The sequence below is a fragment of the Arthrobacter sp. C152 genome, assembly GCF_054890965.1.
In genome coordinates this window covers 1-21,392 of sequence record NZ_JBTZSU010000026.1, presented here as the reverse complement: position 1 = coordinate 21,392, position 21,392 = coordinate 1, and the positions used below count along the sequence as shown (strand labels likewise).

Annotated in this window: 20 protein-coding genes; 13 read left to right on the top strand and 7 right to left on the bottom strand. The window is 67.2% G+C overall.

The window, feature by feature from the left end:
• Positions 1-127 precede the first annotated feature (127 nt).
• Positions 128-1,918 (top strand): 2-succinyl-5-enolpyruvyl-6-hydroxy-3-cyclohexene-1-carboxylic-acid synthase, encoded by a 1,791-nt coding sequence (menD, locus tag ACYSM9_RS15890; protein ID WP_461857923.1) that lies wholly within the window; start codon positions 128-130, stop codon positions 1,916-1,918.
• Positions 1,919-1,980: 62 nt separating this feature from the next.
• On the opposite strand, the gene ACYSM9_RS15885 is transcribed toward menD, so the two are convergent.
• From ACYSM9_RS15885 to ACYSM9_RS15870, 4 genes are all read right to left on the bottom strand, one after another.
• Positions 1,981-2,757, bottom strand: a complete 777-nt coding sequence (locus ACYSM9_RS15885; RefSeq protein ID WP_461857922.1) for an amino acid ABC transporter ATP-binding protein — start codon at positions 2,755-2,757, stop codon at positions 1,981-1,983.
• Complete coding sequence (locus tag ACYSM9_RS15880) at positions 2,754-3,710, bottom strand: amino acid ABC transporter permease (RefSeq protein ID WP_461857921.1); 957 nt, start codon at positions 3,708-3,710, stop codon at positions 2,754-2,756. The genes ACYSM9_RS15885 and ACYSM9_RS15880 overlap by 4 nt, the downstream gene beginning before the upstream one ends.
• 35 nt (positions 3,711-3,745) lie before the next feature.
• Entirely contained in the window at positions 3,746-4,699 is a 954-nt protein-coding gene (locus tag ACYSM9_RS15875; RefSeq protein WP_461857920.1) for an ABC transporter substrate-binding protein, read from the bottom strand.
• A 189-nt stretch (positions 4,700-4,888) separates the two neighbouring features.
• Positions 4,889-6,298, bottom strand: coding sequence for an isochorismate synthase (locus ACYSM9_RS15870; RefSeq protein ID WP_461857919.1), 1,410 nt, complete (start codon positions 6,296-6,298; stop codon positions 4,889-4,891).
• Positions 6,299-6,406: 108 nt separating this feature from the next.
• On the opposite strand from ACYSM9_RS15870, the gene ACYSM9_RS15865 reads away from it, so the two are divergent.
• The 4 genes from ACYSM9_RS15865 to ACYSM9_RS15850 all read left to right on the top strand — a co-directional run bounded on the left by ACYSM9_RS15865 (position 6,407) and on the right by ACYSM9_RS15850 (position 10,836).
• Complete coding sequence (locus ACYSM9_RS15865) at positions 6,407-7,180, top strand: demethylmenaquinone methyltransferase (protein WP_461857960.1); 774 nt, start codon at positions 6,407-6,409, stop codon at positions 7,178-7,180.
• A gap of 3 nt (positions 7,181-7,183) precedes the next feature.
• Positions 7,184-8,515 carry a geranylgeranyl reductase family protein gene (locus ACYSM9_RS15860; RefSeq protein WP_461857918.1) on the top strand — a complete coding sequence of 444 codons (1,332 nt, stop codon included), beginning with the start codon at positions 7,184-7,186 and terminating at the stop codon, positions 8,513-8,515.
• Positions 8,512-9,612, top strand: coding sequence for a polyprenyl synthetase family protein (locus tag ACYSM9_RS15855; RefSeq protein ID WP_461857917.1), 1,101 nt, complete (start codon positions 8,512-8,514; stop codon positions 9,610-9,612). Before ACYSM9_RS15860 ends, ACYSM9_RS15855 begins: the two co-directional genes overlap by 4 nt.
• 402 nt (positions 9,613-10,014) lie before the next feature.
• Positions 10,015-10,836 carry a DUF559 domain-containing protein gene (locus tag ACYSM9_RS15850; RefSeq protein WP_461857916.1) on the top strand — a complete coding sequence of 274 codons (822 nt, stop codon included), beginning with the start codon at positions 10,015-10,017 and terminating at the stop codon, positions 10,834-10,836.
• Between the two features lie 116 nt (positions 10,837-10,952).
• Here ACYSM9_RS15850 and ACYSM9_RS15845 read toward each other — a convergent pair whose 3' ends face one another.
• Both ACYSM9_RS15845 and ACYSM9_RS15840 read right to left on the bottom strand, forming a co-directional pair.
• Positions 10,953-11,381, bottom strand: a complete 429-nt coding sequence (locus ACYSM9_RS15845; protein WP_461857915.1) for a hypothetical protein — start codon at positions 11,379-11,381, stop codon at positions 10,953-10,955.
• Positions 11,382-11,432: 51 nt separating this feature from the next.
• Positions 11,433-12,086 (bottom strand): trimeric intracellular cation channel family protein, encoded by a 654-nt coding sequence (locus tag ACYSM9_RS15840; protein ID WP_461857914.1) that lies wholly within the window; start codon positions 12,084-12,086, stop codon positions 11,433-11,435.
• A 61-nt stretch (positions 12,087-12,147) separates the two neighbouring features.
• On the opposite strand from ACYSM9_RS15840, the gene ACYSM9_RS15835 reads away from it, so the two are divergent.
• The 6 genes from ACYSM9_RS15835 (at position 12,148) to ACYSM9_RS15810 (ending at position 18,863) form a co-directional block, all read left to right on the top strand.
• Positions 12,148-13,017, top strand: a complete 870-nt coding sequence (locus ACYSM9_RS15835; RefSeq protein ID WP_461857913.1) for a sirohydrochlorin chelatase — start codon at positions 12,148-12,150, stop codon at positions 13,015-13,017.
• Between the two features lie 54 nt (positions 13,018-13,071).
• Positions 13,072-14,817 (top strand): nitrite/sulfite reductase, encoded by a 1,746-nt coding sequence (locus ACYSM9_RS15830; protein ID WP_461857912.1) that lies wholly within the window; start codon positions 13,072-13,074, stop codon positions 14,815-14,817.
• Positions 14,814-15,524 (top strand): phosphoadenylyl-sulfate reductase, encoded by a 711-nt coding sequence (locus tag ACYSM9_RS15825; protein ID WP_461857911.1) that lies wholly within the window; start codon positions 14,814-14,816, stop codon positions 15,522-15,524. The genes ACYSM9_RS15830 and ACYSM9_RS15825 overlap by 4 nt, the downstream gene beginning before the upstream one ends.
• Entirely contained in the window at positions 15,521-16,465 is a 945-nt protein-coding gene (gene cysD / locus ACYSM9_RS15820; protein ID WP_461857910.1) for a sulfate adenylyltransferase subunit CysD, read from the top strand. The genes ACYSM9_RS15825 and cysD overlap by 4 nt, the downstream gene beginning before the upstream one ends.
• Complete coding sequence (locus ACYSM9_RS15815) at positions 16,465-17,874, top strand: sulfate adenylyltransferase subunit 1 (RefSeq protein ID WP_461857909.1); 1,410 nt, start codon at positions 16,465-16,467, stop codon at positions 17,872-17,874. Before cysD ends, ACYSM9_RS15815 begins: the two co-directional genes overlap by 1 nt.
• A gap of 215 nt (positions 17,875-18,089) precedes the next feature.
• Positions 18,090-18,863, top strand: coding sequence for a hypothetical protein (locus ACYSM9_RS15810; protein ID WP_461857908.1), 774 nt, complete (start codon positions 18,090-18,092; stop codon positions 18,861-18,863).
• 11 nt (positions 18,864-18,874) lie between these two features.
• Here ACYSM9_RS15810 and ACYSM9_RS15805 read toward each other — a convergent pair whose 3' ends face one another.
• Positions 18,875-19,315: an SRPBCC family protein gene (locus ACYSM9_RS15805; protein ID WP_461857907.1), complete on the bottom strand. Its 441-nt coding sequence runs from the start codon at positions 19,313-19,315 to the stop codon at positions 18,875-18,877.
• Between the two features lie 78 nt (positions 19,316-19,393).
• Here ACYSM9_RS15805 and ACYSM9_RS15800 point away from each other — a divergent pair, with 78 nt between their 5' ends.
• Positions 19,394-20,560 (top strand): RtcB family protein, encoded by a 1,167-nt coding sequence (locus tag ACYSM9_RS15800; protein WP_461857906.1) that lies wholly within the window; start codon positions 19,394-19,396, stop codon positions 20,558-20,560.
• 155 nt (positions 20,561-20,715) lie between these two features.
• Positions 20,716-21,392, top strand: a 677-nt coding sequence (locus tag ACYSM9_RS15795) for a CBM96 family carbohydrate-binding protein (protein ID WP_461857905.1), incomplete at its 3' end; no start/stop codon positions are given.

The window sequence follows — 21,392 nt, the reverse complement described above, 5'->3', positions numbered from 1 at the left end:
GTGACGGGTCCTCAATGTGCGTAATCAGTGTGCTTGGCTGAAGTTTACCTAACTCGTGTCAGCTTCCGCTCCGCTGTCCTCAGCAACGCGGGACCACGGGAGACGGGCGGGGTGGCAGACTTGTTTGGTGACTTCGCCCAACGAATCTGCCCCGGACACCTCCGCCGCATCCACGCCCGACAGAAGCAACGCTGACAGCACCAACGCCGACACGGCTGACGCCGGGCTGGGCTCGCTTGCTGCGGCGCGGATCGCCGTCGACGTCCTGCTCGACGGCGGCGTGCGGCACGTGGTGGTGTCGCCGGGTTCGCGGTCGGCCCCCATGGCGTACGCGCTGGCCGAGGCCTCGGCCGCGGGACGGGTGGACCTGCTGGTCCGGATCGACGAGCGGTCCGCCGGGTTCACGGCCCTGGGCGTGGCCCTGGCCACCGGCTCGCCCGCAGCCGTGCTCACCACGTCCGGGACCGCCGTCGGGAACCTCATGCCTGCTGTGATGGAGGCCAACCATGCCGCCGTCCCGCTGATTGTCCTCTCCGCCGACCGGCCCGAGGAACTGCGGGGAACCGGTGCCAACCAGACCACCGTCCAGCCGGACCTGTTCGGCGAGCAGGTCCGTTTCGCCGCCGACGTCCCCGCCGGCACGAGTCCCGAGCGGGCCATCCAGACCGGCCTCTCCGCCGCGACCGGCGCGTTCCCGGACCTGCCGCCGGGGCCGGTGCAGCTGAACCTCGCGTTCCGGGATCCGCTGGTTCCGTCGCCTGGAGAGGGGCTGCCGGCCACCGTGGAGCACCAGCGCTACCGGGTGGGAACCGAGCCGCTGGTCATGAACCTGCCGCCGGCCCCGGACACCCTGCCGGAGCGCCGCACGGTTGTACTCGCAGGGCACGACGCCGGGCCCGTCGCCGAGGCGTTCGCCCGCTCCCACAACCTGCCGCTGCTCGCCGAACCCTCCTCCAACTCCCGGTTCGGGCCCAACGCGGTGGGCCCGTACCGGCTGCTGCTGGAACATTTCGGGCCCGGTTCGGCGCAGCCGATCGAGCGGGTGGTGCTGTTCGGCCGGCCCACGCTGTCCCGTCCGGTCGCCGCACTCCTGGCCCGTGCCGACGTCGAATCCGCCCTGTACCAGCCGGTTCCCGTGGCCTGGTACGAGCCGGGACGGCGCACCGAACTGCCTCTGGAGAACCTCGCCGATCTCGCAGACTTTGTCGGCCGCGGGGCCTCTTCGTGGCTGGACACCTGGCTGTTGGCTGGGTCGGCGGCGCAGCACGCGCTGGACCAGGTGCTGTCTGCGAAGGCCGCCGCCACCGGGCCGTCCGTCGCTTCGCTGGTGTGGAAGACTGCGCGCGGGCAGCTGCTGCTCGGCTCCTCCAACGGGATCCGTGACGTGGACCTCGCAGGGCTGCCCGCACCGGAACCGGCAGCCACCGTGTACGCGAACCGCGGGCTGGCCGGCATCGACGGGACCATCTCCACCGCCACCGGCATCGCCCTGGGCGGCGGACAGGAGACCACCGTCCTGCTGGGCGACATCACGTTCCTGCACGACGCCGGCGGCCTCCTCCTGGGCGCGGGGGAGGAGCAGCCCGACCTGCGGATCGTGGTCCTGAACGACTCCGGCGGCGCCATCTTCGGGCTGCTCGAACACGGCGGCGTCGAGGAGTCCGGCCGCTACGGAGACGCCGTCGAGCGCCTCTTCGGCACCCCGCACTCCGTGGACATCGCGGCACTTGCCACAGCGTACGGCGTCGGGCATTCAATGGTGAGTACGACGGCGGGACTCGCCGAAGCGCTGGCCCGGCCTGTACGGGGGCGCAGCATCGTGGAGGTCCGCACCGACCGTGGGTCGCTGCGGCAGCTCCATGCGCGCATCAAGGAAGCGGTGGCTGCCGCCGTCGAGGGAGTGCTCGCCGGGCAGTAGGGCAAAAACGACGGCCGCCGCGTGGGATTCACGCAGCGGCCGCCGTTCTGGCAGGAGGTTCCTCAGAGCACGCGGCCCAGGAATTCCTTGGTCCGTGCGTGCTGCGGGTTGGCGATGATTTCGCGGGGGTCGCCCGATTCCACCACCACGCCGCCGTCCATGAACGTCAGGGTGTCCCCGACTTCGCGGGCGAAGCCGATCTCGTGGGTCACCACGATCATCGTCATGCCCGACTTCGCGAGGTCCTTCATCACGTTCAGCACATCGCCCACCAGTTCGGGGTCGAGTGCCGAGGTGGGCTCGTCGAAGAGCATGAGCTCGGGCTCCATGGCCAGGGCCCGGGCGATGGCCACGCGCTGCTGCTGGCCGCCGGAAAGCTGGGAGGGGTAGTGGCCGGCACGGTCGCCGAGCCCCACCCGGTCCAGCAGCTCAAGCGCCCGCTTCTGGGCGGCAGCCTTGGACTGCCCCTTCACGTGGACCGGTGCTTCCATGACGTTCTGGAGCGCGGTCTTGTGCGGGAACAGGTTGAACCGCTGGAAGACCATGCCGATCTCGCGGCGCTGGGCTGCGATTTCCTTGGTCTTCAGGTCGTGGAGCCTGCCATTGACCTCGCGGTAACCGATGAGCTGGCCGCCCACGGAAATCCGCCCCGCGCTGATGGATTCGAGCAGGTTTACACAGCGCAGCATGGTGGACTTGCCGGAACCCGAAGGCCCGATCACCACCGATACCTCACCTTGCTTGACGGTCATGTCGATGCCCCGGAGGACATGGTGGTGCCCGTAGTACTTGTGGAGGCCTTCGATCTTGACCAGCGGCTTTTCTGCTGTGACCGTCATCGTGCACTCTCCTCGGGGAAGTCCGTCTTCATTGAGTGGTGCGCATCCGCACCGGCGCCGGCCGCCTTGGCCGCAGCCGGATTCACCGCTGCCGGAGCCGCGTTGTCCACGCCCTTGCCGTAGTAGGCCTCGATGAAGTGCTGGCCCACCATCAGGATGCTGGTAATCACCAGGTACCAGATGGCTGCCACGATCAGCAGCGGAACCGGCAGGTACGTGCGGTTGGCCAGCGCGTTCGTGGCGAACGTCAGGTCAAGGGTGAACGGGACGGCGAGGACCAGTGAGGTGGTCTTCAGCATGCCGATGGTTTCGTTGCCGGTCGGCGGGACAATCACCCGCATCGCCTGCGGCAGGATGATCCGCCACATGATCTTGCCCTTGGCCATGCCGAGGGCCTCGGCGGCTTCCATCTGCCCCTTGTCCACGGACTTCAGGCCAGCGCGGAAGATCTCCGCCAGGTAAGCGGACTCGTTGAGGCCCAGTCCCAGGATCGCCGCAACTGTGGCGTTGACGATGGAGGCCGTGTCCAGGCTGAAAAGCTCAGGTCCGAACGGGACGCCGGCGCTGATCTTCGGGTACAGCACCGCGATCAGGCCCCAGAACACCAGCTGGGTATACACAGGAGTGCCCCGGAAGAACCACACCCACACCCAGCTGGACCAGCGGAACACCGGGTTGTCGGACTGCCGCATGAACGCCAGCAGGATCGCCAGCACAATGGCGAGGGCCATGGAGGTCACTGTCAGCAGGAGGGTCCAGCCCACACCCTGGACAACCTTCACGTCCAGGATGTAGGTGCCCACAATGTCCCAGCGGAAATTGGGGTTGGTGAACAGGCTCTGCAGGAACACCACCATCAGGGCGAGGATGATGACGGCGCTGATCCAGCGGCCGGGGTGGCGCACCGGCACTGATTTGTTCAGTACCGGTGCATCCTTGTGTTGGTGTTCCATGTGCACACCTGACTTGTCGTCGGTAAGGCGAGAACTCAAGACTTAACCGCCGGGTTGACCTCGGACTTGGTGATGGCGCCCTCGGAGTTGCCCCAGCCGTCCAGGATCTTCTTGTAGGAGCCGTCTTCCATCAGCTTGGTGACGGTCTTCTGGATGACGTCGGCCCACGCGGTGTCGGCCTTGGCCACGGCGATGCCCTGCGGAGCGGAGTCGTAGACGTCGCCGAGCTTCTCCAGCTGGCCGTTGGTCTGGGTCAGGGCGTAGCCGATGATGGGGGAGTCGGCGGCCATGGCGTCGATGCTGCCGTTAACCAGGCGGGTGGTGACGTCCGTCTGGTTCTTCAGGGTGACGATGTCGATGGGCTTCTTGCCGTCGGCCACGCACTTCTTGTTGCGCTCGGCCAGGTCAGGGTCTTCCTGCACGGTGCCGGTCTGCACGCCAATGGACTTGCCGCAGACGTCGTCCAGGGAGAACTTGTTGGGGTTGCCCTTCTTAACAGCCCAGGCGGTGCCGGCGTTGAAGTAGCTGACCATGTTGACGGCGCCCAGCCGCTCCGGGTTGATGGTGAACGAGGAGATGCCGAGGTCGTACTTGGGGCCGAGGGCCGGGAGGATGCCCGTGAACTCGGCGGTCTGGACCTGGACCTTGAGGCCGAGGGTGGCGCCAATGGCCTTTGCGATGTCGACGTCGTAGCCCACGGGAGTCTGGCCGTCCGGACCGAGGAACTCGGCAGGGGCGTAGCTGGTGTCGGAGCCTACGGTGATGGTGCCCTTGGACTTGATGGCGTCCGGGACCATGGCAGCGAGGGCGTCGTCCTTCTTGACGGTGGTGGGGTCAAAGCTGGCGCTGGCACTGCCGGATGAGGTGGCCGCGCTGGAGGGACCCGTTTCCGAGGCGTTGGTGCATGCTGAGAGGGCCAGGGCGCTGATGGCGATCATGGTGGCGGCTGCCAGCTTGGAATTGCCCAGGAGGGTACGGGGAGTCTGCATTTCTTACCTTTTGTTGCAGGGGCTATGAGGTACTAACGCGGCTTATAGTGTAACGCCCGACAAGAGAGGTACGTCACACGCAACTAAGTTTCACTATTGGATAACTGTAGCGGGGCTAAAATCAAGCCTTTCCGCGGTGGAGTTGTCTGTTATTCCAGACTCCGCACCCTCACGGGCCGCGGCAGAGGCTCAGCTGCTGATGCCCAGGGACTCCAGCATGGGGCGGAACTTGGCCCAGGTTTCAGCCAGTTCAGCCTCCGGCTGCGAGCCGTCCACTATTCCGCATCCGGCATACAACCGGACGGTCTCCGATGATTCGATGACGGCGCCACGCAGCGCGATGCCCCATTCGCCGTTGCCCGCTGCGTCCAACCACCCCACCGGCCCTGCATAGGGGCCGCGGTCCAGGTGTTCCAGCTTGCGGATCAGCTCGCCGGCCACCAGCGTGGGCGTGCCGCAGACAGCCGCCGTCGGGTGCAGGGCGTTGATCAGCGCCAGGCATGTGGGCACATGGCCCTCCACCTCGGTGAGCTCGGCCTTGACGTCCGAGGCCAGGTGCCAGACGTTGGGCAGCTCCAGGATAAAGGGTTCGTCGTGGGCGTTCATGGCTTCCGAGAACGGCGCCAGCTGCGACGTCAGGGACTGGATGGCGATCTCATGCTCATGCCGCTGCTTCTCGGACCCGGCCAGCACCCGCGTGGCGTAATCCATCGGTGGGCCGTCCTCGCCATGCGCGTCGCGGCGGTCCAGGGTGCCGGCCAGCACCCGGGCCTGGGCGGTGCGGCCCTCCACCTGGATCAGCATCTCCGGTGTTGCCCCGACCAGCCCGTCCACCCCGTACGTCCAGCATTCGCGGTACCGGGCGGCGAGCTCGCGCAGGACATCCGCGGCATGTACGCCGGAAGGAATAGTTGCCACCACGTCGCGCGCCAGCACCAGCTTTTCCAGCGCGCCGGTGCGGATTTCGGCCACGCCCGCGGCCACGGCATCCATCCACGCTTCCTCGCTCAGGGAGCCTGTGTGCAGGGTTGCGCCGGCCGCCAGGGGGAGCGGGCGTACGACGGCGCCCCCCGCCCGGCCGGGCACGGCGCCGAAGGTTCCGTCCCCGGCGGAGTCCGCTGCCGCCGTCGTGCCGTCACTGCCTGACGCGCTGCCGGCGGCCGGCCCCGCTGTGCCCAGCCAGCGGTCCAAAGCGGCGAGGGCCGTCCCTTCGGTGAGCGGGCCCTCGTCGAAGGTCAATTGGGTGAGCCACGCCTGGTTGTCCCGCACGCCCACCACGATCTCCGGCACGATCAGCCGCGACTCATACGTGGATGTCTTGGAGAAAGCGAAGGAACCGAAAGCGACGGGACCGGTGCCCGGCAGCTCCACGGCGTCCGTGGCATCGGCCTCCAGGACCAGGTGCCGCCACCAGATGTCCGCCTCAAGGAACCGCTCCGGCCCGGTGGCGGTGAAACGCGCGATCTCGCCGAAGCCCGCCAGGCCGGCCTCGCGGCGGGTCCAGCAGAGGGCGTCGTCCCGTACCAGAAACGAAGGCAGTCCCCCGGGGAACGCTTTGCCATCCAGGGGGACTGTCAAGGTGCGGAACGTGCTCGTCATGATGAGACAACACTACTCCCGCGCGAACGGCGGCCCTCCCGTCGCCCCCGCCGCGAAGGGCGGGAGGTGCTGGTCAGGACGTTCGCGAACATTTGAGACAATGTCATGGTGAACCGAGCATCCTTGGATAAGCGTCCGGACGAAGTAGCCACGATGTTTGACGACGTCGCACCTAAATACGACGTCGTCAACGATGTCCTGTCGATGGGGCAGACCCGCCGCTGGCGGAAGATCGTGGTGGACGCGATGGAAGTCTCCAAGGGCCAGCGGGTCCTGGATCTCGCGGCCGGAACGGGTACCTCCAGCGAGCCCTATGCCGACGCCGGCATAGATGTAGTGGCCTGCGACTTCTCCCTGGGCATGCTCAAGGTTGGCAAGCGCCGCCGCCCGGACATCAACTTCGTCGCCGGTGACGCCACCAACCTGCCGTTCGCGGACAACACGTTCGACGCCACCACCATCTCCTTCGGCCTGCGCAACGTGAACGAGCCCAGGAAGGCGCTGCAGGAAATGCTGCGCGTCACCAAGCCCGGCGGCCGGCTGGTCATCGCGGAGTTCTCCCAGCCCGTGGTCCCGCTCTGGCGCACCATGTACACCGAATATTTGATGCGCGCGCTGCCGGCCATCGCCGTCAAGGTGGCCTCCAACCCGGACGCCTACGTCTACCTGGCCGAGTCCATCCGCGCCTGGCCGGACCAGGACCACCTGGCCGCGTGGCTGCAGGAAAGCGGCTGGGAGAAGGTCACCTACCGCAACCTCACCGGCGGCATCGTGGCCGTCCACCGCGCCTTCAAGCCGGCGGACTCCCAGGAAAGCGCCGCTGCGGCCATCGCCGCGCACAAAGGCCCGGTGGCCAAGCTGCGCCGCAACATCGCCCGCTGACCTGTGAAGGTACTGATTGTCGGCGCAGGCCCGGCCGGGTCCACTGCCGCGTACTACCTCGCCAAGGCGGGCATCGACGTCACCGCCCTGGAGAAAACTGCGTTCCCGCGGGAGAAGGTCTGTGGCGACGGCCTCACCCCGCGCGCGGTCCGCGAAATCCAGAAGCTCGGCCTGCCGCACCCTGAAAACGAGGGCTGGCGCCGGAACAAGGGCCTGCGCCTGATCGCCGGGGGCCGGACCATTGAACTGCCCTGGCCCGAGGTGTCCGACTTTCCGCAGTACGGGCTGATCCGGACGCGCCTGGGCTTCGACGAGGAACTGGCCCGGCACGCCCAGGCCGCCGGCGCCACGATCCTGGAGCGGCACAGCGTCACCGATGCCCTCCGGAACGACGCCGGCCGCGTCACCGGCGTCCGCGCAGCGCTCCTCGACGGTGCCGGACGCAAGACGGGGGAGACGCGCGACTTTGCTGCCGACGTCGTCCTCGCTGCCGACGGCAACTCCACCCGCACGGCCGTGTCCCTCGGAATCGAAAAGCGTGACGACCGGCCCTTGGGCGTTGCCGTCCGCACCTATTTCACCTCGCCGCGCACCGACGACGACTGGATGGAAGGCTGGCTGGAGCTCCCCGGCCGCGACGGAAAACTGCTGCCCGGCTACGGCTGGGTGTTCGGCGTGGGCGACGGCACTTCCAACGTGGGCCTGGGCATCCTGAACTCCTCCAAGGAATTCGGCAAGCTGGACTACAAGCAGGTACTGCGCGAATGGACCGCCGGGATGCCCGCCGACTGGGGCTTCACACCGGAGAACCAAGTGGGCGAGATCCGCGGCGCCGCGCTGCCCATGGGCTTCAACCGAACACCCCACTACGCTCCGGGCCTGCTCCTGCTGGGCGACGCCGGTGGCATGGTGTCCCCGTTCAACGGTGAGGGCATCTCCTACGCGATGGAGTCGGCGCGGTTTGCGGCCGAGTTCATCATCGACGCCTCCTCCCGTTCGGCTGCCTTGGGCGGAACGTACGACGCCGATGCGCACCTGTCGCGGTACGCGGACTACGTGCGCGGCCAGTGGGGCTCGCACTTCACCCTCGGCCGGGCCTTCGCCGCGTTGATCGGCAAGCCCGCCGTCATGAAGCTCGCCCTGCGGACCGGCATGCCCATCCCGGTTTTGATGCGGTTCGTGGTCCGGCTCCTGGCCAACCTCACGGACCCCTCCGCGAAAGGCTTCGAGGTCCGGGTGATCCGCGTCCTGGAATCGCTGGTCCCGGGCACAACCAATACATCGCCAGCTACGAATCAGCGGTATCCGCAACAAAAAGTTAGGGTTAACCCGTGACAAACTCCGCAGACCACAGCTGGACGCACGCCGGGCACGGCCTGCCGGACTCCGAACCCAGCCTCAACACCACCGCCATTGCCACGGGACTGCAGCTGCCGGCAGGCTTCGCGGCCATCGCGGGGGACGCCGAACTGGGCCCCGCCATCACCACCAACCTGGCCAAGGTGGAGAAGAAGCTCCGCGAAGCCATCGCCAACTCCGATCCCCTGGCTGACGCAACGTCGCGGCATCTGGTGGAAGCCGGCGGCAAGCGCATCCGGCCGCTGCTGACCCTGCTCTGCGCACACCTCGGCGACGCGTCCCTGCCCGCCGTGGTGCACGCCGCCGTCGTGGTTGAGCTGACCCACCTGGCCACCCTGTACCACGACGACGTCATGGACTCCGCCCCGTTCCGCCGCGGCGCCCCCACAGCCCACGAGGTGTGGGGCAACTCCGTGGCCGTCCTCACCGGCGACCTGATCTTCGCGCGCGCCTCCATCCTGGTCTCCGAACTCGGCGGCCGGGCCCTCGGCATCCAGGCGCGCACCTTCGAGCGGCTGTGCCTGGGCCAGCTGCACGAGACCGTGGGGCCGCGCCCGGACGAGGACCCGATCGAGCACTACCTGTCGGTGATCGCGGACAAGACGGGCTCCCTGGTGGCAGCCTCCGGCCAGTTCGGAGCCATCTTCTCCGGCGCCGACGAAGCCTACGAGGACGTGCTGGTGGAATACGGTGAGAAGGTGGGCGTGGCCTTCCAGCTCGCCGACGACGTCATCGACGTCACCGGCGTGAAGGTGAAGTCCGGCAAGTCCCCCGGAACGGACCTGCGCGAAGGCGTACCGACCCTGCCGGTGCTGCTCCTGCGGAAGGCTGCCGCCGATGGCGACCAGTCCGCCGTCGAACTCCTGACGCTGATTGACGGCGACCTGACCTCCGACGAAGCCCTTGCGGCCGCCGTGGCCGGGCTGCGCGAGCACCCGGTGACCGCCGAGTCCTGGGTTGTGGCGCGCCGCTGGGCCGATGAAGCCATCGCCGCGCTGGCCCCGCTGCCCGAAGGCGTGGTCAAGGACTCGTTGTCCAACTTCGCGCTGGCCGTGGTGGACCGCGCCAGCTGACCCTGGGAAGTTTCCCGGAGCCCGGTGCCTCTTCTGGAGGTGCCGGGCTTCTTCTTTGGCCGGACTTCTTGTTTAACGGGATAGCCCCGGTCCGCAGCAACTAAGTTGCCGTGAACCGGGGCTATCTCTCCGTTCGCATCAGATCCGCCGGAGGCGTTTAGCGGATCCGTGAATAGCTTATGACAGCTTTGTCACAATATGCAAGCCCTGGTTTACGAGTAGTGTCATGGGCTTTTCTGCTGAGTCTCCCCATGTTTCAGCGGGCGGTGGCCCATTGTGCCGGCGGGTTCGCGCGGCGCGCCGGGGGAACCCCGCAAACCTGGGGAATTCCAGCAGCATGGTTATGCACATAGCACCACCGGACGCTGCCGAAAGTGGCCGGTCATCGGCTCTGCTGGCTACATGGACCTCTGCCGTTTCCTCAGCGACGCCGGCTCTGTTGCCCGTACGGCGACAGTCCTGCGCGCCGGGTTCTCGGACCGGGACGTCCGCAACGCCGTGGCGTCCGGTGCTGTTCGCCGCCTCCGGCACGGCGTAGTGGCCCTTCCCGGCGCCGCCCCGGACCTCGTGGCCGCGGTCATGGGCAACGGACTCCTCACCTGTGCCTCCGGGGCCAGACACCGCGGACTGTGGCTGCTGCACCAGCCGGAAAGGATTCACCTGCTGTGCCGGCACGGCGGGCCGCCGGATACGGTGGTGCACCGGGAGTCGCTGGTCCCGCACAGGACCGCAGAGCCGGTTGCCAGCACCACCGACATCCTGGTGCACAGCCTGCGCTGCCTTCCGGAGGTCGAGGCCGCCGTCATTGTTGAAAGCGCCGTCCGGCTGGGTGTCACGACGCTGCCGTATCTGCGCCAACGGTTGCCGGGAAACCGGAACGGGACCGCCCGTAAAGTACTGGAACTGGTCGACGGAACAGCCGATTCGCCCATCGAAGTGGTGGCGCGCATCCTGTTCCGTGCCGAGGGTATCCATACCCAGACCCAGGTGGACCTGCCGGAGATTGGGTTTGTCGACTTCCTGCTGGAGGGCTTTCTGATTGTCGAGATAGATGGGAGCAGCCATTTGGAGCCTAGACAGGTCAAGAAGGACCGGTTGCGGAACAACGCCAGCGCCCTTAGCGGCTACGCCGTGCTGCGTTACGGTTACGCCGAGGTCGTGTACAACCCGCAAAAGATCATTTCCGAGGTCTGGCAGGTCCTCAGGGGCCGGGTCATCCGCTGAAATTCCCCAGGTATGGACCAGGAAGCCCGGGACGCACCGTCAAATCCGGGGACACGCCGTCGGGAGCCCTCAAAGGTGGGGAAATCCAGCGGGCGGCACTGAAGGGAGGGAAGACCCTACTCTTCCGCTTCCTCTTCGAAGGCCCACTCGAACATGTCGAAGACGAACTCAGAGAAGGTGCCTTCCTCGGACTTCCACTGGCCGCGGGCGTTGTTCCTGCGGTACACGATGGGGTCCGGGATGCTGAGGTCGCCCACCCGGAAGCCCCAGGTGTACTCCTCGTCCTCGTCCTCGAGGAACATCAGGAAGCCCTCGTCATCCACCTCGAGCTCGTCCGGGTCCCAGAAGAAGTGGTAAGCCTCCATCAGGTCCTCGCAGCCGCCCAGTGCCAGGTAGAACTCGCGCAGGACCAGGGGAATCTGGAACTGGTGCTCGGCCAGCGCGGCATCGAGTTCCGCGGGCGCCAGGCCGTCCTCTTCCTGCCATTCATCCTCGAGATACTTCGGAACAAGCGCTTTGAACTTCTCGAGGAACATGTCAGTCATGCTCATATCCTAGCTAATCCGGGCACCCCCAAAATGACATGCCGGATGCCCTCACACACCCGGGCCGCCGGGCCTGCGGTGCCACCCGCGGACGGCCAGCGGAGCCTGCCAGGAGCGCCGCCACGCCAGGACCCGGAACGTGAAGACGAGGGCGGCGATCACCGCGGCGGTCAGCACGTTGAACACCCCCAGTACCCACAGCACCGCGGTCAGCGAGGAGCCCACGAATGCCGGCAGCGCGTAGATGTCCCTGGGGTTGAACAGTTCCGGCACTTCGTTGGCGGTGATGTCACGCAGCAGGCCGCCGCCCACCGCCGTCGTCACGCCCAACAGCACCGATGCCACCGGGTTCAGGCCGGTGGCAAGCGCCTTTAGCGTGCCGGTCATGCAGAACAGCGCCAACCCGGCGGCATCGAAGAGCGTCAGCAGGGAGGTGTAGCGCTGGACGCTGGAGAACAGGAAATACACCAGCACCGTGGCCAGCAGCGGGGGCGCCAGGTAGGCGGGGTTGGTGAAGGCCGCTGGCACCACCGCCAGGATGATGTCGCGGATCACGCCGCCGCCCAGCCCCACCAGGGACGCCAGCAGCAGGGACCCGACAATGTCGATCTGCTTCCGTGCGGCCAGCAGCGAGCCCGACACCGCGAAGAAGAACACGCCCAGCAGGTCCAGCCACACCGGGGAGTTGTCAAAGGCGAATGTCATGGAGCGTCCCGGCATTTTCAAAGAGGGCGGACAGGGCGGCTCCAACGTTACGCTAGCCCCTATGAACAGCCCCATCATGATCGCCTGCGCCCATGGCACGTCCAACGCTCAGGGGGCCGCGGAAGTCAACGCACTGCGGGACGCCATCGCCGCACTGCGCCCGGGCCTGGACGTCCGGGAAGCCTACGTGGACGTCCAGCAGCCGGACCTGGTGGATGTGGTGGCGGGCCTGCCGGAGGGGGAGCCCGCCGTCGTGGTGCCGTTGCTATTGAGCGTGGGCTACCACGTGAAGGTGGACATCGCCCGGGCCGTGAAGAGCCGCCCGGGGAGCGCCGCGGCCGCGCCGCTGGGTCCGGACGCGCGCCTTGCGCAACTGCTGGACCAGCGCCTGCGCGAGGCCGGGACCACGGACAACGACGTGATCGTGCTCGCCGCCGCCGGCTCGTCCAACCCCAACGCCGCCGTCAGCGTCGAGGAACTGCTGGGCCAGCTGCAGCGGCTGCGCTCCAACCGGATGGTGGCCGCCTACGGTGCCTCGGCCCAGCCGTCAGTGCCCGACGCCGTCGCCATGCTTCGCGAGGAGCTCGCCGGGGGTGCCGGGGCGGGGGAGTCGGCAGGAGCGGTCGACGTCGGCGGACGCGTGGTGATTGCCTCATACCTCCTGGCGCCGGGCTACTTCCACGACCAGCTCGCCAAGGCCGGGGCCGACGTCGTCACCGAACCCCTGCTGCCGTCCCGGACGCTCGCCGAGATCGCTTTGGAAAGGTACGACGCCGCCGTCGTCAAGATGAACGAAACGCCGCCCGCGGCCGAATCCCAGGCGCCCGCCAAGCCGGGCGAGGCAGCCTCCCCGCAGCCCTCCCCGGATGCACAGGAGGGTGGGTTCTTCAAGGCCGTCCGGCGTTTCGTGACGAAATATTTCCCTAGGTGACTTAGCGTTTCCGGGTCTTTGTGACGCAATTCGGGGGCGCCCTACAGTCGATGCATGACTGATACAGCTCTAGCCGGAGCGTCCGCGGACTCCGCTGCCCCCAAGCGCCCCGCCCGCCCCTCCCGCCCTGCCGCAAAGCCGCACGGGCAGTGGAAGGTTGATGGCAAGACGCCGCTGAACGCCAACGAAACCTGGAAACAGGAAGACGACGGCCTCAACGTGCGCGAGCGTATCGAGACCATTTACGCCAAGGAAGGCTTCGACGCCATCCCCGGCCAGGACCTGCACGGCCGCTTCCGCTGGTGGGGCCTGTACACCCAGCGCAAGCAGGGCATCGACGGCGGCAAGACCGCCACGCTCGAGCCGCATGAGCTCGAGGACAAGTACTTCATGCTCCGCGTCCGCATCGACGGCGGCGCCCTCACCACCGAGCAGCTGCGCGTCATCGGCCAGATCTCCGTGGACTTCGCCCGCGACTCGGCTGACCTCACCGACCGGCAGAACATCCAGCTGCACTGGATCCAGGTGGAGGACATCCCCGAGATCTGGCGGCGGCTCGAAGGTGTTGGCCTGTCCACCACCGAAGCCTGCGGCGACGTGCCCCGCGTCATCCTGGGCTCGCCCGTGGCCGGCATCGCCAAGGACGAAATCATCGACCCCACCCCGCTCATCGCCGAGCTGGGGGAGCGGTTCATCGGCAACCCGCTGCTGTCCAACCTGCCGCGCAAGTACAAGACCGCCATCACCGGCCACCCCAGCCAGGACGTGGTCCACGAGATCAACGACTGCGCGCTGGTGGGCGTCCGCCACCCTGAACTCGGCGTCGGTTACGACCTCTGGGTGGGCGGCGCACTGTCCACCAACCCGATGCTCGGCAAGCGCCTCGGCGCGTTCGTGCGGCCCGAGGAAGCCGCCGACGTCTGGCTCGGCGTCACCAGCATCTTCCGTGACTACGGCTACCGGCGCATGCGCACCAAGGCCCGCCTGAAGTTCCTCCTCGCCGACTGGGGTCCGGAGAAGTTCCGCCAGATCCTGGAGGACGAATACCTGGGCTACAAGCTGGCCGACGGCCCTGCCGCGCCCAAGCCCGCCACTCCCGGCGACCATGTGGGCGTGCACGAGCAGAAGGACGGCAAGTTCTTCATCGGCGCCACCCCGATCGCGGGCCGCCTCTCCGGTTCTTCGCTGGTCAAGCTCGCCGACACCCTCGAGGCCCGCGGCTCCTACCGGCTGCGCACGACGCCGCACCAGAAGATCGTCGTCCTGGACGTCGAGAAGGACCAGGTGGAACCGCTGGTGGCCGAACTGGACACCCTGGGCCTGTCCGCCCGGCCGTCGGTGTTCCGCCGCGGCACCATCGCCTGCACCGGCATCGAGTACTGCAAGCTGGCCATCGTGGAGACCAAGCACACCGCCGCCACCGCCGTGGCCGAGCTGGAACGCCGCCTGGGCGACCTTGCCACCTCCGGCGAGCTGCCGCAGGCGCTGTCCCTGCACATCAACGGCTGCCCCAACTCCTGCGCCCGCATCCAGACGGCGGACATCGGCCTGAAGGGCATGATGCTGCCAACGCCCGACGGCGACCCCTCCCCGGGTTTCCAGGTCCACCTGGGCGGCGGGCTGGCCAACAACAACCGCGAGGAAGCCGGCCTGGGACGCACCGTCCGCGGCCTGAAGGTATACGTCGACGACCTGCCCGAGTACGTGGAGCGCGTCGTCCGCCGGTTCGTCGCCGACCGGGCCGAGGGCCAGACCTTCGCCGAATGGGCCCACGCAGCAGATGAGGAGGCACTCCAGTGACCGTTGCACTCCGTAGTAAAGAGGAACTGAAGGCCCTGGCCGAAGCCGGCGCCGCCGAGCTCGGCTGGGATGCCCCCGCGCGCGACGTGATCGCCTGGGTGGAACGCAACTTCGACCTGCCCGCGGTCGCCGTCGCCTGCTCCATGGCCGACGCCGTCCTCCCGGCCCTCGTGGCGGACCAGATGCCCGGCGTCGACGTCCTGTTCCTGGAGACCGGCTACCACTTCCCGGAAACCTACGCCACGCGTGATGAGGTGGCCGCGAACCTCCGCGTCAACGTGGTGGACGTGCTGCCGGAGAACACCGTGGAGCAGCAGGACCGGCTGCTCGGCAAGGACCTCTTCGCCCGCGACGCCGCCCAGTGCTGCGCCCTGCGCAAGGTGGCGCCGCTGCAAAGGACCCTGGCCGGCTACGAACTCTGGTTCACCGGCGTACGCCGCGACGAGGCCCCCACCCGCACCAACACCCCGCTGGTCAGCTGGGACGACAAGAACGGCCTGGTTAAGGTCAACCCGATGGCCGCCTGGACGTTCGACCAGCTGGTCCAGTACTCGGAGGACAACCTCCTGCCCGTCAACCCGCTCCTTGCCCAGGGTTACCCCTCCATTGGCTGCCAGCCCTGCACCCGCAAGGTGGCGCCCGGCGAAGACCCCCGCGCCGGCCGCTGGGCAGGTACCGACAAGACAGAATGCGGACTACACGTATGAGCACTTACCTATCCGAGGAGACCCAGGTGACTGACGCCGCCGTATCCACGCGCCTCTCCAGCCTGGACACCCTCGAATCCGAAGCGATCCATATCATCCGCGAGGTCGTCGCCGAGTTCGAGAAGCCCGCGCTGCTGTTCTCCGGCGGCAAGGACTCCGTGGTGATGCTCCACCTGGCCACCAAGGCGTTCTGGCCGGGCAAGGTGCCGTTCCCCGTGCTGCACGTGGACACCGGCCACAACTTCCCCGAGGTCATCGAGTTCCGCGACCGCACCGTGGAGCGGCTGGGCCTGAAGCTCGTGGTCGGCTCCGTGCAGGAGTTCATCGACCGCGGCGAGCTGGCAGAGCGTGCCGACGGCACCCGCAACCCGCTGCAGACCGTCCCGCTGCTGGACGCCATCCAGCAGAACAAGTTCGACGCCGTGTTCGGCGGCGGCCGCCGCGACGAGGACAAGGCCCGCGCCAAGGAGCGCATCCTGAGCCTGCGCGACGAGTTCGGCCAGTGGGACCCGCGCAACCAGCGCCCCGAGCTGTGGAACCTCTACAACGGCCGCCACACCGTGGGCCAGCACGTCCGCGCGTTCCCCATCAGCAACTGGACCGAGCTGGACATCTGGCGCTACATCGAGCGCGAGAACATCGAGCTGCCCGGCCTGTACTACGCCCACGAGCGCGAGGTCTTTGCCCGCGACGGCATGTGGCGCGCGGTCGGCGAAGTGTCCCAGCCCCGCGAGGGCGAGGACGTCATCACCAAGACCGTCCGCTACCGCACGGTGGGCGACATGTCCTGCACCGGCGCCGTGGAGTCGAACGCCTTCACGGTGTCCGACGTCGTGGTCGAAGTCGCCGCCTCCACCCTGACCGAACGTGGCGCCACCCGAGCAGATGACCGCATCTCCGAGGCAGCCATGGAAGACCGCAAGAAGGACGGGTACTTCTAATGAGCACGATTTCCGAGATTTCGACAGGCTCAATCAACGAAAGCCTGCCCACCACACTCTTCCGCTTCGCCACCGCAGGATCGGTCGACGACGGCAAGTCCACTTTGGTGGGCCGCCTCCTTCACGATTCCAAGGCGATCCTCGCCGACCAGCTCGACGCCGTTGCCCGCACCTCCGCGGACCGCGGCTTCGGCGGCGAGAAGGGCGGCATCGACCTGGCCCTCCTGACCGACGGCCTGCGTGCCGAGCGGGAACAGGGCATCACCATCGACGTGGCCTACCGCTACTTCGCCACCGACCGCCGCAGCTTCATCCTGGCCGACTGCCCCGGGCACGTGCAGTACACCAAGAACACGGTGACGGGCGCGTCCACCGCGGATGCCGTCGTCGTACTCATTGACGCCCGCAAGGGTGTGCTGGAGCAGACCCGCCGCCACCTGTCCGTGCTGCAGCTGCTGCGCGTGGCGCACGTGATCGTGGCCGTGAACAAGATCGACCTGGTGGACTTCAGCGAGTCCGTGTTCCGCGACATCGAAGCCGACGTGCAGCAGGTGGGCCGCGAACTGGGCCTCGGCTCGGACGGCATCAGCGACCTGCTGGTCATCCCGGTCTCCGCGCTCGACGGCGACAACGTGGTGGAACGCTCCGAGCGGACCCCCTGGTACACCGGCCCGGCCCTGCTGGAGGTCCTCGAGACCCTGCCCGCCGCCGACGAACTCGAGAGCCACCTGGAGAGCTTCCGCTTCCCGGTCCAGCTGGTGATCCGGCCGCAGGGCGCCCTGGCCCCCGACGCCGTCGCCGCCGGCCTGGATGTGGAGGCCTACCGCGACTACCGCGCCTACGCCGGTCAGATCACCGAAGGCTCCGTGAAGGTGGGGGACAAGGTCTCCGTACTGACGCCGGGCCAGGCCCCGCGCACCACCACCGTGGTGGGCATCGACTTCGCCGGATCCTCGCTGGAGGAAGCCGCCGCGCCCCAGTCGGTGGCCATCCGCCTGGCGGACGAGTTCGACGTCGCCCGTGGTGACACCATCGCCGCCGCCGGCACCGTCCGCGAAGCCTCGGCCGACCTGTACGCGGCCCTGTGCTGGCTGTCCCCGAAGCCGCTGCGCGAGGGCCAGAAGGTCCTGGTCAAGCACGGCACCCGCACCGTCCAGGCCATGATCCGCAGCGTCTCCGGAAAGCTGGACCTGGCCACCTTCAAGCTTGAAGGTGCCTCCAGCCTGGAACTCAACGACATCGGCCACGCGCAGCTCCGGCTCGCCGCCCCGCTGCCTCTGGAGAACTACCTGCACCACCGCCGCACCGGCGCCTTCCTGGTGATCGACCCGCTGGACGGCAACACGCTGGCCGCCGGCCTGGTCAAGGACCACCCGGGCGACCACGAGGACGAGCGCTACAGCATCTAGTTTTCGTCCGGATCGCCGGAACGCTGCAAGGTCGCCGTAACGCTACGGCTACCCCGGCAGCGTTCCGGCGATTTCGCGTTTCTGCGGCATCCCGCACGTTAACCACAAACGTTTCCGCGGGGTGTTCCCTGGCCATTGGCGGCGTGAAAAGCTCAGGCATTGCTTTGTCGATGCCCGGGTCTGCATGCCCTGGCAGGTGCCGTTGAGGAGGCAGGATGGAAACGGTCCAGCGCTGGTCCACGCGGGCGGCTGACATTTTCAGGCGTGATTCCCAGGAGTGGGGAATCGCCCAGGGCCAGGCGAAACTGCTCGCGCTCCTGCCCGTGGGCCTCGCCGCAGTTGTGGCGGCCACTGTCCCGTTCAAGGAGTTCTATCTCTGGCTGGTGGACGAGGACCACCCGATCGAATGGACGCAGTTCGCCTGCCTCGTGGCCGCCATCTTCTTCCTGGCCTTCCTCGCGTTCCGGCTGTACCGGAGGGGGCAGAAGGGGATGGCGGTGCTGTATGCGGTGATCGCCGTCGGCGTCGTGTTCCTGGCGGGTGAGGAGATCTCCTGGGGCCAGCGCATCTTCGGCTGGCAGACACCGGCTGGCATGGAGTCCATCAACCGCCAGGATGAAACCAACCTGCACAACATCCGGGGTGTGCAGGAGTTCGTCCCCGCGGCCATGCTCCTGGCCAGCCTCTACGGCGCCTGCGTTCCGCTGGTGGCGGTGTGGCTGGGGGAGCGGTGGAAGAGTGTTGCGTCCCGGCGGCTGCTTGTTCCGCCGCTGTGCCTGGTGCCGTCGTTCCTGCTGGCCGCCGCATACCGGCTCTTCCGCCTGCTGATCTGGCAGGAGCCCACGTTCGTGATCTCCGAGTACGGGGAAGTGCTGGAGTTGACCCTCTACTTTGGGCTCGCGATGTTCAGCTGGTTCAACGTGCGGCGCCTGCTGGAGGCACGGCCCGCCGTCCGCGCGGTCCGGCACCGGGTGCCCCGCACCCAGTAGGTGCTCTGCGTCTAGGGGTGCCTGCCTTCGAGGAGCGCCTTGAGCCGGTGCAGGTCCTTGCGGTTCTCGCGGCGGATCATCGGTTCCATGACCAGCCCGGCCAGCTTCGAAAAACCCGAGGGGCTCCCGCTGTTGCGCAGGGTCATCAGGGTCCCGCCGCCGTCGTCCGCCCACGTGTAGGTGGTCTGCATGGGGAAGGGGCCCTGCGCGGTCCGCATCACCAGCTTCTCGCCCGGCACGTAGTCGACGAACTCGTAGGTGTAGTTCAGCTCCCGGCCGAGGAACTTCGCGGTGAAGGCCGCCTTGGAACCGACCCCGAGGGGCCCGTCCGTCAGCCGCTGCGACTTATGGATGTTCACATACCACCGCGGCGCGTTGTCCGGGTCGGCCGCGAACTCCGCCACGTCCGGGCGCGGCCTGTGGATGACAACTTCGGTGTGGACGTTCACCATGGGGCGTCTCCTCGGTAAAGTGCGGGACTAGCCTGGACTCCACGTTAGTCCTCGTCGGCACCAGCGGGAGGCGAAGCCTTGGAAACGATCAGCCCGAAGCTCCTCAACTGGGCGTCCATCCTGGACCCGCAGACCCGCGAGCAGGCCGTGATGACCGCGCAGCTGCCGTTCATCTACCCGCACCTGGCCCTGATGCCCGACGCGCACCTGGGCAAGGGCGCCACCGTGGGTTCCGTCATCCCCACGCTGCGGGCCATCATCCCGGCGGCCGTGGGCGTGGACATCGGCTGCGGCATGATCGCCGTGCGGACGCAGTACTCCGTGAAGGACCTGCCGAAGGACCGCAAGCGCCTCCGCGAGGAGATTGAGCGCGTCATTCCGCTGTCCGCCGGGCACAACAACAAGCAGGTCATGGCCACGGCGGAGCCCCGGGTCGCGGAGCTGAAGCGGCGGGCCGCCAAGGCAGGATTCAACCCTGCCCAGTACGTCGCCAAATGGGAGCTGCAGCTGGGCTCCCTGGGGTCGGGGAACCATTTCATCGAGGTCTCGGCAGATGAGCACGACGGCGTGTGGCTCTTCCTGCATTCGGGCTCGCGGGGCGTCGGCAACAGGATTGCCCAGCACCACATCGGCGTCGCCCAGCACGTTGGCCGGAAGCACCAGGTCCATCTGCCGCACCCGGACCTGGCGTACCTGGACGAAGGCACCCCGCAGTTCGACCGCTATATCGCGGAGCTGCGGTGGGCCCAGCACTTCGCGTTGCTGAACCGCGAGGAAATGATGGACCGCGTCAGCGCGCAGTTCTCGCACTGGGTGGGCGGGGCCGTCCGGGAACTTGAGCGGATCAACTGCCATCACAACTTCACCGAGCAGGAGACGCATTACGGCAAGAAAGTCTGGGTGTCCCGCAAGGGGGCCATCAAAGCCGGCCTCGGCGATCCCGGACTGATCCCCGGATCCATGGGGACGGCGTCGTACGTTGTTGTGGGGCGCGGCAACCCGGAATCCCTGAACTCCTCCCCGCACGGGGCTGGGCGCGAATACTCACGCAACGCCGCCCGGAAGACGTTCACGCTGGAGGAACTGAAGCGGGCCATGCGCGGCATCGAGTTCCGCGCGTCAGAGGCTTTCATTGACGAAATCCCGGCCGCGTACAAGCCGATCGACCAGGTCATGCAGGACGCCGCGGACCTCGTCACCGTGCGGCACAAGCTGCGGCAGCTGGTCAACGTCAAGGGCAACTGACCCGCTTCCTACCCTATTTGAAAATGGGGGGGTGGCGGCGTAATTCCGCTTGACCCGAATTCTGAAGCGGAGAAATATTCCGGAAAGAGCGGCAAAACAACTGCTGCGGAATTCATCCCATCAGCTTTCAAACAGCCGTCCGGGGAGAAGTTAGGATGTCACAGATCAGGGCTTTAGCGGCCTCGATAATTGTCTTTTCGCTCCTCGTCCTGGTGTCGTTGCTGGGGGTCGGAGGTTTCCTGTCAGCCGTTGCTGTCAGCAACACGCTGACCCTGGCTGCCGTGGCTGACACTTACATTTCCACTGCATCCCCAGACAGCAATTACGGTGCTGCCACCACACTGGCAGTTTCCGGCGCCCAGTACCATGTGTTGTTGCGCTTCAATGTCTCGATTCCAACAGGTGCCACCGTCACTGGCGTCAATTTGCGTGTCTATTCCAAACGGACCGCAAACAGCAGCCTTGTTATCCACCCGGCGGAAACGATGTGGGATGAATCAACAGTTACGTATGCCACGCGGCCCACGTGGCATCCCGAGGAACTTGCCCGCACGGCATCATTGCGGGCCAACAAATACGTGGCGACCAGCTTGCCAACCTCCTCCATTCCGGGCATAGGACCTGTGAGTTTCGAGCTCAATACGTCCTCCGACGCCCAGGGTTCCCTTTCCTCCCGGGAAACCTCCAATCCGCCTCAACTCGTTATCACCTACACTCCGGCAGCGTCGCCAACACCCACTGCAACCACCAGTCCCACGCCAACGTTAACGGCCACAACTTCGCCGAGCCCGACGCCTACTGCCACGTCGACGACGACGGCTTCGCCGAGCCC

What these genes read in the sequence shown, in the direction of transcription:
- ACYSM9_RS15885 (WP_461857922.1), bottom strand. Translation starts at nt 2,757, where the DNA reads ATGACGGTCACAGCAGAAAAGCCGCTGGTCAAGATCGAAGGCCTCCAC.
- ACYSM9_RS15880 (WP_461857921.1), bottom strand. Translation starts at nt 3,710, where the DNA reads ATGGAACACCAACACAAGGATGCACCGGTACTGAACAAATCAGTGCCG.
- ACYSM9_RS15875 (WP_461857920.1), bottom strand. Translation starts at nt 4,699, where the DNA reads ATGCAGACTCCCCGTACCCTCCTGGGCAATTCCAAGCTGGCAGCCGCC.
- ACYSM9_RS15870 (WP_461857919.1), bottom strand. Translation starts at nt 6,298, where the DNA reads ATGACGAGCACGTTCCGCACCTTGACAGTCCCCCTGGATGGCAAAGCG.
- ACYSM9_RS15850 (WP_461857916.1), top strand. Translation starts at nt 10,015, where the DNA reads ATGGACCTCTGCCGTTTCCTCAGCGACGCCGGCTCTGTTGCCCGTACG.
- ACYSM9_RS15845 (WP_461857915.1), bottom strand. Translation starts at nt 11,381, where the DNA reads ATGACTGACATGTTCCTCGAGAAGTTCAAAGCGCTTGTTCCGAAGTAT.
- ACYSM9_RS15840 (WP_461857914.1), bottom strand. Translation starts at nt 12,086, where the DNA reads ATGACATTCGCCTTTGACAACTCCCCGGTGTGGCTGGACCTGCTGGGC.
- ACYSM9_RS15835 (WP_461857913.1), top strand. Translation starts at nt 12,148, where the DNA reads ATGAACAGCCCCATCATGATCGCCTGCGCCCATGGCACGTCCAACGCT.
- ACYSM9_RS15830 (WP_461857912.1), top strand. Translation starts at nt 13,072, where the DNA reads ATGACTGATACAGCTCTAGCCGGAGCGTCCGCGGACTCCGCTGCCCCC.
- cysD (WP_461857910.1), top strand. Translation starts at nt 15,521, where the DNA reads ATGAGCACTTACCTATCCGAGGAGACCCAGGTGACTGACGCCGCCGTA.
- ACYSM9_RS15815 (WP_461857909.1), top strand. Translation starts at nt 16,465, where the DNA reads ATGAGCACGATTTCCGAGATTTCGACAGGCTCAATCAACGAAAGCCTG.
- ACYSM9_RS15810 (WP_461857908.1), top strand. Translation starts at nt 18,090, where the DNA reads ATGGAAACGGTCCAGCGCTGGTCCACGCGGGCGGCTGACATTTTCAGG.
- ACYSM9_RS15805 (WP_461857907.1), bottom strand. Translation starts at nt 19,315, where the DNA reads ATGGTGAACGTCCACACCGAAGTTGTCATCCACAGGCCGCGCCCGGAC.